Source organism: Aquabacterium sp. UBA2148 (assembly GCF_002328915.1).
Lineage (GTDB): Bacteria > Pseudomonadota > Gammaproteobacteria > Burkholderiales > Burkholderiaceae_C > Aquabacterium > Aquabacterium parvum.
This window is the reverse complement of record NZ_DCXA01000194.1, coordinates 1-12844: the sequence shown is the minus strand read 5'-3', so window position 1 is coordinate 12844 and position 12844 is coordinate 1. Positions and strand designations below refer to the sequence as shown.

Below are 12844 nucleotides of genomic sequence, written 5' to 3'. Positions count from 1 at the left end.
GCTCGAGGTGCCGGTGTCTTCGGTGACGTCGAACTCGAAGTCGGACGAGGCGATGGCGTTGAGCTGGTCTTCGGCGCTGGCGGTCAGGCCTTCGAGCAGCTTGCTGAGCTTGTCGTGTTCGACGATGACCCACTCGGGCGTGAGCTGGGTGGCGAACTTGATGCGCTCGATGGCCTCCTGGTCGGTCGGGTCGGCACCGGCCACGAACAGGCGGTTGCCGCGCTTGGACAGCACCATCACCTGGTACTGCGAGGACAGTTTGTTGTCGATCACGCCCTTGGGCAGGCGCTGCGTGTCGACCGCGTTGAGGTCGAGCAGGGGCACGGCCAGGGCCTGCGACAGCGTGTGGGCCAGGTCGGCGGGCTGGATGCGACCGGTGGCCACCAGGGCGCTGACGAAGCTGCGCTTTTGCTCGCGGGCGGTGCGCGTCAGGGTTTCAGCGGACTTCGCGTCGAGCTTGCCGGCGTTGACCAGCACGCGCGCGACACCGGAGAGGGTGCCGGGCGAGTCGGCCAGGGTGGACTCTGCTGCCATGGCGGGGAATGCTTGGGTGACGGACGCAGGGCGCCCGGGGTTTGCTGCGATCCCGATGTTGCCACGGATACCGGCAGGTGAAAGCGGGTGGAAACCGTGGAAGGCTGCTCAATCAGGCGGCTTGCGATGCTGGCGCGGCGCCCAGGGCGTGGTCTTCGCAGGCTTGGAGCAGGTCGCGGCCGTGGTCGCGCCAGGCCCTCAGGGGCGCTTGGCCGATGGCCTGGCGGTTGGCCTCGAGCTCGGCGGTCTGGGTCAGGGCCCAGACCAGCGAGGCGGTCATGGCGGCCAGGTCCAGTGGCGCGTAGTAGCGCGCGAGGTCCCTGCCCACTTCGGGGATAGAGGTCGCGTTCGAGGCCAGGCAAGGCGTGCCGAACCACAGGCTCTCGCCCACGGGCAGGCCCCAGCCTTCGTACAGGCTGGGGTAGGCGCTGAACAGGGCGTGGCTGTAGAGCCAGGCCAGGTCGTCGTCGCTGCAGCCTTCGATCACCAGGATGCGCACGCCTCGCTCGGTGGCTCGGGCCAGCGCGGCCGAGAAAGCCTCCGCCAGCCAGCCCGGGCGCCCGGAGAACACCAGGGTGACGTCACGGCGACCGGTCTGGTCCAGGGCGGCCACCCAGGCGTCGATCAGCCTGGCGCCGTTTTTGCGCCCTTCGACCGAGCCCACGCAGATCACGAAGGGCTGGCCGTCGAGCTGGCGCAGGGCGGGGCGGGCGTTGGCCGGCAACGGCGGGCGGGCGCCTCGGGGCTGTCCTTTGAACTCGTGAGCCAGGGCGGTGACCCCGATGGGCGTCTGGCGCCCGCGCTCTTGCAGGTAGCCAGCCAGGTCGCGGGCGGTGTTTTGCGACACGCACACGAACTGCGTGGTGCAGCGCGCCATCTTCTCGAGCCAGCGGCCGAAGGCGCTGTTGACGCTGCCCTCGTGCAGGTCGGTGCGCAGCACGGGCACCAGGTCGTGGATCATCTGCACGACCTTGCCGCCGCTTGCCGCATGGCGCTCGGCGATGTCGGTGGACCACTCGCGGTTCCAGGCGGTGCCCAGGCAGACGTAGACGTCCGAGGCTTGCAGCGCGATGTCGCGTTGCACACCTTGCTGGCTGGGGTGGCTGGCGGGGGCGCGCAGCAGGCCTTGATCGATCAGGGGGGCCGGGTTCAGCCGGGCCTGCAGCAAGGTGGCGGCCTTGATCAGTTGGCGCTGGATGCGCCGCCAGGTGCCCGGGCCCGGGTGGGCAGCCAGGCGCTGCTTGAGCCGGACCTCGTTGGGCCAGCGGTCGCTGATGTCCTGGCAGCCTCGGCGGTGGAAATCTTCGGGGTCGAACTGCGGCTGCTCGGCCAGGAAACCCAGGTCGAAGGCGTGGCAGCTGCCGCTTTGCTCCACGACCAGGCCCTTGAAAGGCAGGCGCCGGGGCAAGCGCATGATTTCCCACAGGGCGTTGATTTCCACCCGCTGGATGCCGGTCAGCGTGCCGCCCCGCCGCAGGAACAGCATCACGTCGGTGAGGTCGACAAAGATCGTGGTCAAGGAAGGCACCTTTGCTGGTCGGCCTGGGGCCTGACGGTGCCTTGGCCTGTCTTTCGAAGGCTCAAAGTGTAGTGGCTGCGGCGAAGTCGACCGGGCTCAGGGCCAGCTCGATGCAGGTGTGCCGCACATTGGCCAGCTCGGGCTCGCAGGGCTCCAGCAGCGTCAGGCCGTCGTCGAAGGCGGTCTTTTTGAGCGGCAGGCTGGCGCGCCGCCTGAAACCCAGTCGCTCGTGCAATTCGATGACCAGCCAGTTGTAGGACAGCACGCGAGCGGTGATTTCGGCCGAGCCCATCTGCGCGAACAGCCAGGTCAGCAGGGTGCGCTCGGCGTGCTGGATCAGGGTGGGGTGCCCGCCACCCACACCGCGCATGAGGTTGTCGAGCTCGGCGGTGTCCTCGCCGATGCCGGAGAAGCCGCCGTGGCCCACGCAGCGGCCGTCGGCGTCGTGGATGAAAAACAGGATGCGGTCCGGCTCGCCCACCGAGCGCTGCTCAAGGTAGCGCAGGGTGCGCTCGGGCGTGGAGTCGAACTGCGCCATGAACATCTTCATGGCCGCCTGGCGCCACTGGCAGATCAGGCCGATGTGGTGGGCGTCGTTCAGGATCCAGGGGCCGATCGGCACCAGGGAGCCGATGACGGCGCCATCGACTTCGATGGGGATGCGCAGGGCGCGGGCTTGCTCGAGGGTGTCGCCCTTGAGCGCCTGGATGCGCGCGAGGCGGGTGGCGGCGTCGGGCTTCATGCCTTCTTGAAGCGGTGCCCCACCGCGACCGAGCCCAGCGTGATGCGGCGCGGCACCATGTGGCGGGGCAGCCGTTCGGTGAGGTGCTGCATGAGGGCGTCGCGCTCCAGCGTGGCGCCCTCCTTGGTTTGCACCGTCATCTCGACGTGCTGGCCGGTGATGGGGTTGCTGCGAGGCACGGCCTTGGCCAGGCTGACGTCGGGGTGCTCCAGCGCGACGCGTTCGACGTCGGCGGCCATGAACTTGAGCCCGCCCACATTGATGACGTCGGAAACGCGCCCGTTGACGCGGAACCAGCCCTCGTCCTGCTCGACCACGTCCTTGGTGTTGTACCAGCCCTCGTCATCGAAGGGCGAGTCGGCGTTGAGGTAGCCCAGCATGCGGGTCTGCGAGCGGATCTTGAGCACCTGGTCGTCAACGCGCGTCTCGACGCCTTCGCCGCCGACCTTCATGAACAGGCTGTCGCGGGCGCGGGACTTCACGCGCAAGATGCCCAGCTCGCTCATGCCGAAGGTCTGGCGGAAGTCGACCTGGGGCAGCAGGCGGCACAGGGCGTCCAGCGTGGGCTGGTCCATCTTCTCGGTGCCGTAGGTGATGACCTTCAGGCTGGGCGGCACGTCGCCCGGCACCGCGCCACTCATGAGCATCATGCGCAGGAAGGTGGGGGTGGTGGGCAGCAGCTCGACGTCGAAGGCGCGGCAGGCGCGCAGCACCGACTCGATGCTGCGGTCGGTGGCGGCCACCACGGTGCCCCGGTTGAACAGGGTGTGCAGCAGGGTGTTGAGCCCACCGATGTGGTCGAAGAGCAGGAAGTTCAGCGTCTTGAGCGTGGGGCGGGGCTCGTTGAAGCGTTTGAGGAAGTGGGTGAAGTCGTGCAGGATGGCCTTGGGCCGGCCGGTCGTGCCACTGGAGAACAGCACCAGGCCCGGGTGGCCGGCGGCGCGCAGCTGCTCGATGAAGGGGTGTGTTTGACCGTGGGCGCGGCGGCTCACGCCGTCGCCTTGAACGACCACGTCCACCAGGGCGGCGTCGAAGAAGTAGGCGTGGTCGTGGGCCGTGTCCTCGGTCAGCGGCACGACGATGCAGCCGCGATCGAACAGCGTCAGCAGGCGCGAGATGGAGCGGGGCTCGAAGTCGCCGATCAGGGCCACCACGTCACCCGAGCGGACGCTGGCGAGGTCGGACGTGTCCTGCGCCGCCAGGTCGGCGAAGCGCAAGGCGCTGGTTTCGGACACCAGGAAGGGGTCGTCGGTGTGGCCCCAGGTGCGTTGCAGGGTTTCGACCAGGCTCATCAAGCGCCTCCGATGTGAAAGACCTGCCCGCTCAGCGAGGCCGAGCGTTCGTCCAGCAGCAGCTCGACCACGTCGCAAACCGCCGAGGCCTCGAAAGGCTTGCGCAGGATCTGCTGCTCGATGATGCGGTCGATGTTGGCCTGCGGCAGGTTCTTGAGCAGGTCGGTCTGGATGGGGCCGGGCGCGATGCAGTTCACGCGCACGCCGAAGTCGCCCATCTCGCGGGCGAAGCTGCGGCTGAAGCCTTCGACACCGGCCTTGGAAGCCACGTAGACCGACTCGCCCTTGAGCCCCAGGGGCACGGCGATGGTCGAGAAGTTGATGATGGCGCCGGCCTTGTTGCGCGCCAGCATGCTGCCAAAGCTCTGGCAGGTGTGGATGGTGCCCATCAGGTTGGTTGCCACGATGCGTTGGACCACGGACGGCGGGGTGGTCAGCGCCAGGTTCATCGAGGCGATGCCGGCGGCATTGACCAGGCCGGTGATGACCGGGGTGTGGGCCTTGACGGCGCGGGCGGCAGCCTTGACCTGCTCGGCATCGGCAACGTCGCAGGCGAAGGCTGGGAAGGGCAGGTCGTCGGTGTGGCGGGCCAGGCCGAAAACGGGCAGACCCTTGGCAATGAGCCGCTCGGCGATGGCGCGACCCAGGCCGCGGCTGGCGCCGGTGACGACGATCATGCGGCCCCCTGGCTCTGGCGGATGAACTCGTCGGCCAGCGCGCCTGCGGTGCGGAAGATGCTGCGCGAGCGGGACATGGCGGCTTCGGAGGTCCAGTCGAACTCGAAGCCGTGCTCGCCGGCCAGGTCTTCCAGGCTCAGGCACAGCTCGACCAGGCGCATGGAGTCGAGCACGCTGCCGTCGCCGATGAGGGGGGTGGTGTCGGTGACGGGCGTGCCGGCCTCTTGTGCCAGTTTTGCGATGGCGGCGAAGACGGTGTCGCGCAAGGGGCTTGTCGGCTTTTGGTGTGTCATGGCAAGTTCTTTGGATAGTTTTGCGACCTTTGCGGGATCGAGTCGGCGATTGAGTTTCAGTCAGTCCGTGTTTTCTATCCGAGTTGTAGGCGGGCCTTCGGCTTCAGTAGGTTCTGTTGTGGGCTGCCATCGTATCAAAGTCATAATTCTCGATTTGCAGACAGAGACCATCTGCGCCCCCAGACCTCCGCGGCGGGATGCAGTTGTCGCATTAACCTCTGATAGGAAGTCATCGTGACCGAAGCACGCAAGATCCCCTTCAATCGACCGTACATGACGGGAAAGGAGCTTCACTTCATAGCGTCGAGTCACGCCAACGGGAAATTGGCCGGTGACGGTCCGTTCACCAAGCGATGCCATCAGTGGCTGGAAGAGCAGTCTGGAGCACACAAAGCGCTGCTGACGCATTCATGCACCGCCGCACTTGAAATGGCGGCTCTCTTGCTGGACATTCAGCCTGGTGATGAGATCATCATGCCGTCGTACACGTTTGTCTCAACCGCAAATGCATTTGTGCTCCGAGGCGCGGTGCCTGTTTTTATCGACATCCGGCCTGACACCCTCAACATCGATGAGACGCTGATCGAGCAAGCCATCACGCCACGCACACGGGCGATCGTGCCAGTCCACTATGCAGGCGTCTCTTGCGAAATGGACGCGATCATGGGCATCGCCAAACGCCACAACCTGGCAGTTATCGAGGATGCAGCGCAAGGCGTGATGTCTTCCTACAAAGGGCGCGCACTGGGTAGCATTGGCGACCTGGGTGCCTACAGTTTTCACGAAACCAAGAACGTCATTTCGGGCGAAGGTGGGGCGTTGCTGGTCAATGATGAGCGCCATGCCCTTCGCGCCGAAATCATCCGAGAGAAAGGCACCAATCGCGGTCAGTTCTTCAGAGGTGAAGTCGACAAGTACACATGGCAGGACATCGGTTCATCCTTTCTGCCGGGCGAACTCATTGCCGCCTTCCTTTGGGCGCAACTGGAAGACGGCAAGGCCATCACGGAGGTCCGCCTGGCAAGCTGGGACGTCTATCACCAGGCAATCGCTTCCATCGAGAACGAAGGTTGGCTGCGCCGTCCCATCGTCCCGCAAGAGTGCGCGCACAACGCTCACATGTATCAGGTCCTTCTGGCGGAACACGTGGATCGACAAGCGCTCATTGCTGGCATGAATGCCTCTGGCTTCAACCTGGTCTTCCACTACGTTCCACTTCACTCGGCTCCAGCCGGCCTGCGTTATGGACGGACTGGCTCTGAAATGGGCGTCACCGATGATCTTTCTGCGAGGCTGGTCAGGCTTCCCCTTTGGGTGGGGCTGGAGGTGAGCGAGCAAATGCGCCTCGTAGAGCATTTGAAACACCTGCTGCCTCAATGTGTGATCCGATGAGTCGCGGAGCCCTCAACACAAATTGGCCCCAGAGTGTTGCGTTGATGGGCATCACGTTCAGCTTCGCAGGGCTCGCGATCTGGCTCTACACACGTTTCCTGCCTGGCGCTTTCTCATCTGACGCGGCAGTACAAGTGCTGCTGGCCCAGCTCCTTTTGGACAGTCACGCATGGATATCGACACAGTGGCTGTATCCGAACGGGGACATCTTTGCCATTGGGCCCCACCTTCTGTCCATGGCATTGATGCCGTCATTGGGCGTCAGCCTGGCAAACCTGACTTGGACCGCCGTTCTCACATTCACGTCGCTTTGGCTCTGCCTGCTTCTTTGCCTCATCGGCATGGGCTTCAGCAAGCGCGGAGCCATCACAGCAGCCTGTGCTGCATTGGCATGCGTGACCGATTTCCACGCCGAGTTCATCTATCAACAAGCGGGCTACCCGTTTTTGATGGTGCTGTACTTCACGGCGTTCACCCTGCATGCACGCCTGCACCAGGCCAACAAAATTTCTTCCTCCGCACTTCATCAAGACGCGTGGAAAGTGCTGATCCTGGCAGCCATCATTGTTGCGGCAACCGTTTGTAATCCTTCGAGAACCGCAGCCTATCTCGTCGTCCCGATGATGGTGCTGGACGGACTGGCGGTGCGCTCGTCGCCAACTCGTCGACTGGCAACCTTGGCTGTGATGGTCGTGGCCCTCATCGTCGGCTACGCCATCTACCGGTTCTGGATCCAACAAGGCATTCACTTCTCGCTGCCCAGCGGCTTCAGGCACATCAGCCTGGACGGCAAGCGCATGTTCCTGCAATTGAGGACCGTCCTCCAGTACCCGGCGTTCGTGTTCTCTGGTTTTGCCATGTCGGCCTTGGGCATCCTGCTGTCGTTGGGCCTGAGCATTTCCGGGTGGGTACTGTGGCGCAACCGCTCAGCAATCCCGCAGGCAGGTCGCCATGTTGGTAGGCTGGCTATGTGGCAATCCGCTTTCGTGCTCGCGGGTGGACTGCTGAGCGGGTTGTTCCTGGATCGATACTCTGTGAGGTACTTCCTTCCAGCGGCAATTCTGCTCGGAGCAATCCTGTGCGCTTCGGCCTTCGATGAACTGGGGCATCGGAAAAACCGAACAGCGCTGATCCTGCTGACGCTGTGGGGTGCTGTGATCCTCAATGGGGTGGCGACCTTGCCACAACTCGTGGCCAAAGTCCGTGAGTCTGGCCCCGTGAGGCTGCCACATGTCTTGCACCCGGTCGTCGCGGCCATCGAAGAAAGAGGCTTGACACTCGGCTTTGTTGAGTGGGACGCCAATGTCATGAACGTGCTTTCGGAGGGGCGCGTTCAGTTCTGCCAAACGACCTATCGTGATCAATTGCTCCCCTTCAAGTGGAACGTTCCTACTTGGTGCTACGACCCCAGCGCCATGCCCGATCGCCTGTTCTTCGTCCTCAAGCCACAGCACGACGCTGCGGCTCGTCAGGCTGTCAGGAACACCCTGCCCAACCACCCCATCGAGCAGTTTTCGATCAACGGCTATGAGGTACTCGTGTATCGCACATCAGACACTCCGCTCGACTGGCTTGCCTATCCCGTACCAGATGGCCCGGATCTGGCCTTGCCCTGGCAAGCACCGGCCGCCAACCCACAGATGTTCTCGAGAGTGCTCAAGACTTCTGTTGGTCGCACATTCGAGTTTCAAGGGCACCCGGGGGAAGTGGTATTCGGCCCCTATGTCAACCTTGAAAAAGGCCATTACAAGCTGACCTGGATAGGCGTTTTCTCTGCCAAGGACTGGGCGCAGTTGAACTTCCGCGTGCAGTCCTCCAATGGCAAAAAAGTTTTTGCTCAGCTCCACCCCGTGCTCGCGAGTGAGCAAGTAAAGCCACTACGCTCGATCTCAATCGAATTTGAAATGCCTCGCGCAAGCGGTGGCGTGAACTTCCTCGTCGAACAAACCGGCACAGCGCAAGGCACGCTCAACAGTTTCACCCTAGAGCGCATCAGCCGGCAATCAAAAACACAGGTGACCGAATGAATCACCCCACCCCTTCGTCCACACGCCCCGACCCCTTTCTGACCGCGGTGATCCCCGTGTACCGGTCCGCCAACATGCTTGCGCGCCTGCACCAGCGTTTGACCGCTGTGCTGGACGGGTTGAACAAACCTTACGAAATCCTCCTCGTGGAGGACTGCGGAGGCGACGATTCATGGGACGTGATCCAACAGTTGGCTCAAAAGGACCAGCGAGTTCGCGGTTTCAAGCTGGGCAAGAATTTTGGCCAGCACAACGCTCTGCTGTGCGGCATCCGTGCTGCTCATGGACAGATCATCATCACCCTTGATGACGATCTCCAGAACCCGCCGGAAGAGATCCCCGTGCTGCTCAGTAAGCTGTCAGAAGGGCATGACGTGGTTTACGGAACCCCCGTCCGCCAGCAACATGGCGCGTTAAGAGACATGGCCTCGACCATCACCAAGATTGCCCTCCAGAGTGCGATGGGAGCAGAGAACGCGTCGAAAATCAGCGCGTTCAGGGTGTTCAGGACGCGCTTAAGGGAAGCGTTCGAAACCTGCAACGGCCCGGAAGTGAGCATCGATGTCCTGCTGACCTGGGGCACCACTCGATTCAGCCACATACCGGTGAGACAAGATGAGCGAACCGATGGAGTTTCTGGCTACACCGCACGCAAACTCCTGACGCACGCCACCAACATGATGACGGGCTTTTCGTCCGTCCCCTTGCAGATTGCCAGCTGGCTGGGTTTCATGTTTGGAATCCTGGGCATGGCTGCCCTCGGATACGTGATTGTCAACTACACGTTCAGCGGCAAAGCTGTGCCAGGGTTCACCTTCCTGGCATCGATCATCTCCATCTTTGCCGGCGTTCAGCTGTTCACGCTGGGCATCTTTGGCGAATACCTTGCCCGCATTCACTTCCGAACCATGTCTCGCCCTGCTTACCTTGTCAGCGCCTCAACCGACTGGACATCAGGCGAAACAGAATGATCAACAAGTCCGTGGCGATTTCCTTGCTGCGATATGGCATCGTAGGCCTGAGCGCGAATGGCGGCATGTACCTGGGATACCTGCTGGCCACGCATCTGGGGTTGCCCCCCACCATGGCCATGACCATCCTGTACGCCTGCGGGACACTGGCCACGTTCTTCTTCAACCGTGCCTGGACCTTTCAGGCGACACCTGATCGCCAAATGCTTGTGCGCTACTTAGGCGCCTATGCAATCGGCTACGCCCTGAACTGGGGACTGCTGACCCTCATGACCGAGCGACTCGAGGTCTCGCACCAGATGGCGCAAGCCTTCTGCATCGCAGTCGTGGCGATTGCCCTGTTCGTGCTGATGCGAACATGGGTCTTTCCAAATCAAGTGACAGCTCACAGCAACCCAACCGAAAAGCCATGAAACGCTGCCTCTACTGCCAGGCCAATCACGATGCAGAGAGCTGGGAATGCCCCCACTGCAACAACGCACCAGTCACACTGCAAGGTAAGCCATCGTTCGCGCCCGATCTGGCAAAGCAATGCAGCGGTTTCAGGCCTGAATACTTCGCGACACTGGCCTCGCTGGAGCAACAAAATTTTTGGTTCACCGCTCGCAATCGCCTCATCCTGTGGGCCATTGAGAAGCACTTTGTAGATTTTGATAGTTGCCTTGAGATCGGGTGCGGCACTGGGTTCGTACTCTCAGGCATCGCCCAATCGTTCCCGGGCAGACGCTATGCCGGCAGCGAGGTGTACAGCGAGGGACTGAGCTTCGCTGAAAAGCGACTACCTCGCGGCACAAGCCTGTTCCAGATGGATGCACGCAAGATGCCATTCGACGCCGAATGGTCATTGATCGCTGCGTGCGACGTGCTGGAACACATCGACGATGACGAGGGGGCGCTCAGGGAAATCCACCGCTCCCTACGTCCCGGCGGCGGCTTGCTCCTAACGGTGCCTCAGCATCAATGGATGTGGAGCAAGCAGGACGACCATGCGTGCCACGTACGCCGCTATTCAAGAGAATCCCTGCTTGTAAAAATGCAAAATGCAGGATTTGAAATCCTGGGAGCCACTTCGTTCGTGTCGTTGCTGCTGCCTGCTATGTGGCTGTCTAGGCGTGTTCAAACGCAAACAACGACGACTCTCGATCCCATGCGGGAGTTGAGACTTGCCTGTTGGCTCAACACCAGCCTGGGCTACGTGATGTCGGTTGAGCGTCAATTGATCCAGTGGGGCGTTAACATGCCGGTTGGAGGGTCTTTGCTGGTGTTCGCGCGCAAAATTTAGCTGCAGTTCCCAGCCGCCTGCCCCTCGTTCTGGGTGCTTCAGGGTTTTGCATGCCGAATGAGGTCAGGGCGTAGTTTTATCGCGCGACAGCTATTTAATTCGATTGTGCCAGGCGCGTGCGCATCGTGATAGTGAAGAAACTATTTTCTTGCTTAAAAATGAAAAAAAAATGGAGTGCGAAATTTTGGTGCTGGGTCAAAGGTATCCCTGCGAAGCCAGAGCATCGACCCGTAGTGGGGGGTGTTTACTTTGATATAACGGATGTCGTTCACTTTGCCATGCGCGAAAATCGGGTGACCGGTATTCAGCGCGTGCAGATTCGAATGGTGAACGCATTCGCCGAGTTGCGAGGCGAGAGCACGTTCATTGCTTATGAAGATCCCCTTGATGGGAGGATGACGGTTTTGCCGGCGCGGGGGCTTTTGGGCGGAGTCGAATTCGATGCGGTCCTGCTTCTTGCCAAGCTTGGCTTGATCAGTTGGCGCAGGTTTCCCAAGAAAAAGCAGATTGTTGGCTTGCTTGAGGGTAAGCCCGGTCGCTTTCGAGTCTGGGGTGAGCAGCTCAAAGTCTACGCGATGGCTTTTTTCTCTCCATTGAAGTTAAGCCAGAAAGGCATTTTGACTGCAGGGCGATCGAGTCGTGGTCTGCGGATCTCCAGTGAATTTGTCTCGACCGGTTTGGGTGGGTGCGCGCTTGTTTTCTTGGGTACAAATTGGAAATATGCGGGCGTGCATCGGTTTGCTTCTCTTGCTAAAATGGAAGGCTGCCGTGTATATCAACTCGTGCACGACCTGATCCCAATCAGGCAGCCTCATTTTTGTGGGGGGGCGGTTACCGCGGATTTTTCTGGTTTTTTGGATGCGTCCTTGATGTTCGCGTCGCACTATCTGGCCGTTTCGGATTACACGGCAAGGGATCTTGCTGCCTACCTGTCCTCAAAGGGCTTTCGTCGGTCCGTGGAGGTTTTGAAGCTGGCGCACGAATTCTCAGGTTTCAGCCGAGGGGAGGTCTTGGATCCGCCTCCGGGGGTGAGTAAGCCATATTTTCTATTTGTGGGTACGCTGGATCGCCGCAAGAACATTGAGAATTTGTTGCAGGCGTGGTTGCGCCTGAAGGATGAATCGAGCGATGCGATGATGCCTGCTCTGGTCATCGCAGGCAAACCTGGCTGGGACAGTGCTGATTTCTTTGATGCATTGTGCGTCAGCGGCGAATTGGGGCGTTCGATCGTGTACGAGCGTGCACCTTCGGATGAGTTGCTTGCGAGGCTGTATGCCAACTGTGAGGCTGTCATTTTGCCAAGTTATGCGGAGGGCTGGGGTTTGCCTGTTGGAGAAGCCGCTTGGTTTGGCAAGCCCAGCATCATCTCCAATTGCTCCTCGCTGCCTGAAGTCTGTCCCGACTTGTCGTTTTTGCTCGATGGACTCGATGCGGAAAGCATTGCGCAGGGCGTGATGCGTTTCATGGCCCGGGGCAAAAAGCTTTCCTCCTCGGACGGGGTCTGGCGCAGCGCCAGTTCGGTGTCGCTGCGCACATGGCGAGACGTTGCTTGCAGGCTTTCGGAAGTCATCGATGCGGATGAGCGCATGGATGATCGAATCAATTTGATTGGATGAAGTGAGAGTGACCTGCCCGGTTTCTTCGCTCCATTGATTCCTGGGAAGATGGCTCCCATCCTGCGAGGGTAATCCCCCCGCAAAACCAGCGCAGTGAGAAGTAGAGGTTTTCGAAGGAAAATTTCTACCATGAAGAAGTCCCGATTCACCGACAGCCAGATCATCGAGGCGCTCAAGCGCGTAGAGGCCGGCCTTGCCGTGCCAGAGCTGTGCCGCGAGATGGGCGTCAGCACGGCCACGTTCTACAAGTGGCGCTCGAAGTTCGGCGGCATGGATGCCTCGCTGATGGCGCGCATGAAGGAGCTGGAGGAAGAGAACCGCCGGCTACGCAAGATGTACGTCGAAGAAAAGCTCAAGGCCGAAGTGGTCTCGGAGGCACTCGCAAAAAAGTGGTGAAGCCATCTCGCCGCCGCGAGATGGCTCAAAGGGCTGTGCAGGAACGAGGCATGTCGATACGCGCGGCATGCCTGGCCTTCCGGATCAGCCAGGCTTGCTACCG

General features: G+C 61.3%; 11 protein-coding genes and 2 pseudogenes. 7 read left to right on the top strand and 6 right to left on the bottom strand.

The features are described 5' to 3' along the window. The 6 genes and pseudogenes from B2W70_RS10845 to B2W70_RS10820 form a co-directional block, all read right to left on the bottom strand. Positions 1–534 (bottom strand): annotated as a pseudogene (locus B2W70_RS10845) (type IV-A pilus assembly ATPase PilB); the annotation flags it as partial. Between the two features lie 112 nt (positions 535–646). Continuing rightward, entirely contained in the window at positions 647–2053 is a 1407-nt protein-coding gene (locus B2W70_RS10840; RefSeq protein ID WP_286745641.1) for a glycosyltransferase family 4 protein, read from the bottom strand. A gap of 61 nt (positions 2054–2114) precedes the next feature. After that, complete coding sequence (locus tag B2W70_RS10835; protein ID WP_286745639.1) at positions 2115–2795, bottom strand: GNAT family N-acetyltransferase; 681 nt, start codon at positions 2793–2795, stop codon at positions 2115–2117. Beyond that, positions 2792–4087 (bottom strand): ANL family adenylate-forming protein, encoded by a 1296-nt coding sequence (locus tag B2W70_RS10830; RefSeq protein ID WP_286745637.1) that lies wholly within the window; start codon positions 4085–4087, stop codon positions 2792–2794. Before B2W70_RS10830 ends, B2W70_RS10835 begins: the two co-directional genes overlap by 4 nt. Further along, positions 4087–4764 carry an SDR family NAD(P)-dependent oxidoreductase gene (locus B2W70_RS10825; RefSeq protein WP_286745635.1) on the bottom strand — a complete coding sequence of 226 codons (678 nt, stop codon included), beginning with the start codon at positions 4762–4764 and terminating at the stop codon, positions 4087–4089. The genes B2W70_RS10830 and B2W70_RS10825 overlap by 1 nt, the downstream gene beginning before the upstream one ends. Continuing rightward, on the bottom strand, positions 4761–5057 hold the full coding sequence (locus B2W70_RS10820) for a hypothetical protein (RefSeq protein WP_286745633.1): 297 nt from the start codon (positions 5055–5057) through the stop codon (positions 4761–4763). The genes B2W70_RS10825 and B2W70_RS10820 overlap by 4 nt, the downstream gene beginning before the upstream one ends. 234 nt (positions 5058–5291) lie before the next feature. On the opposite strand from B2W70_RS10820, the gene rffA reads away from it, so the two are divergent. The 7 genes and pseudogenes from rffA to B2W70_RS10785 form a co-directional block, all read left to right on the top strand. After that, complete coding sequence (rffA, locus tag B2W70_RS10815) at positions 5292–6449, top strand: dTDP-4-amino-4,6-dideoxygalactose transaminase (protein WP_286745631.1); 1158 nt, start codon at positions 5292–5294, stop codon at positions 6447–6449. A 44-nt stretch (positions 6450–6493) separates the two neighbouring features. Beyond that, entirely contained in the window at positions 6494–8476 is a 1983-nt protein-coding gene (locus B2W70_RS10810) for a hypothetical protein (protein WP_286745630.1), read from the top strand. Next, a complete protein-coding gene (locus B2W70_RS10805) occupies positions 8473–9447 on the top strand; it encodes a glycosyltransferase family 2 protein (RefSeq protein WP_286745628.1) in 975 nt (324 codons plus the stop codon). The genes B2W70_RS10810 and B2W70_RS10805 overlap by 4 nt, the downstream gene beginning before the upstream one ends. Beyond that, entirely contained in the window at positions 9444–9860 is a 417-nt protein-coding gene (locus B2W70_RS10800; RefSeq protein WP_286745627.1) for a GtrA family protein, read from the top strand. The genes B2W70_RS10805 and B2W70_RS10800 overlap by 4 nt, the downstream gene beginning before the upstream one ends. Beyond that, entirely contained in the window at positions 9857–10729 is an 873-nt protein-coding gene (locus B2W70_RS10795; protein WP_286745625.1) for a class I SAM-dependent methyltransferase, read from the top strand. Before B2W70_RS10800 ends, B2W70_RS10795 begins: the two co-directional genes overlap by 4 nt. Positions 10730–10845: 116 nt before the next feature. Next, positions 10846–12345, top strand: a complete 1500-nt coding sequence (locus B2W70_RS10790) for a glycosyltransferase family 4 protein (protein WP_286745624.1) — start codon at positions 10846–10848, stop codon at positions 12343–12345. 129 nt (positions 12346–12474) lie between these two features. Beyond that, positions 12475–12844, top strand: a pseudogene (locus B2W70_RS10785) (transposase); the annotation flags it as partial.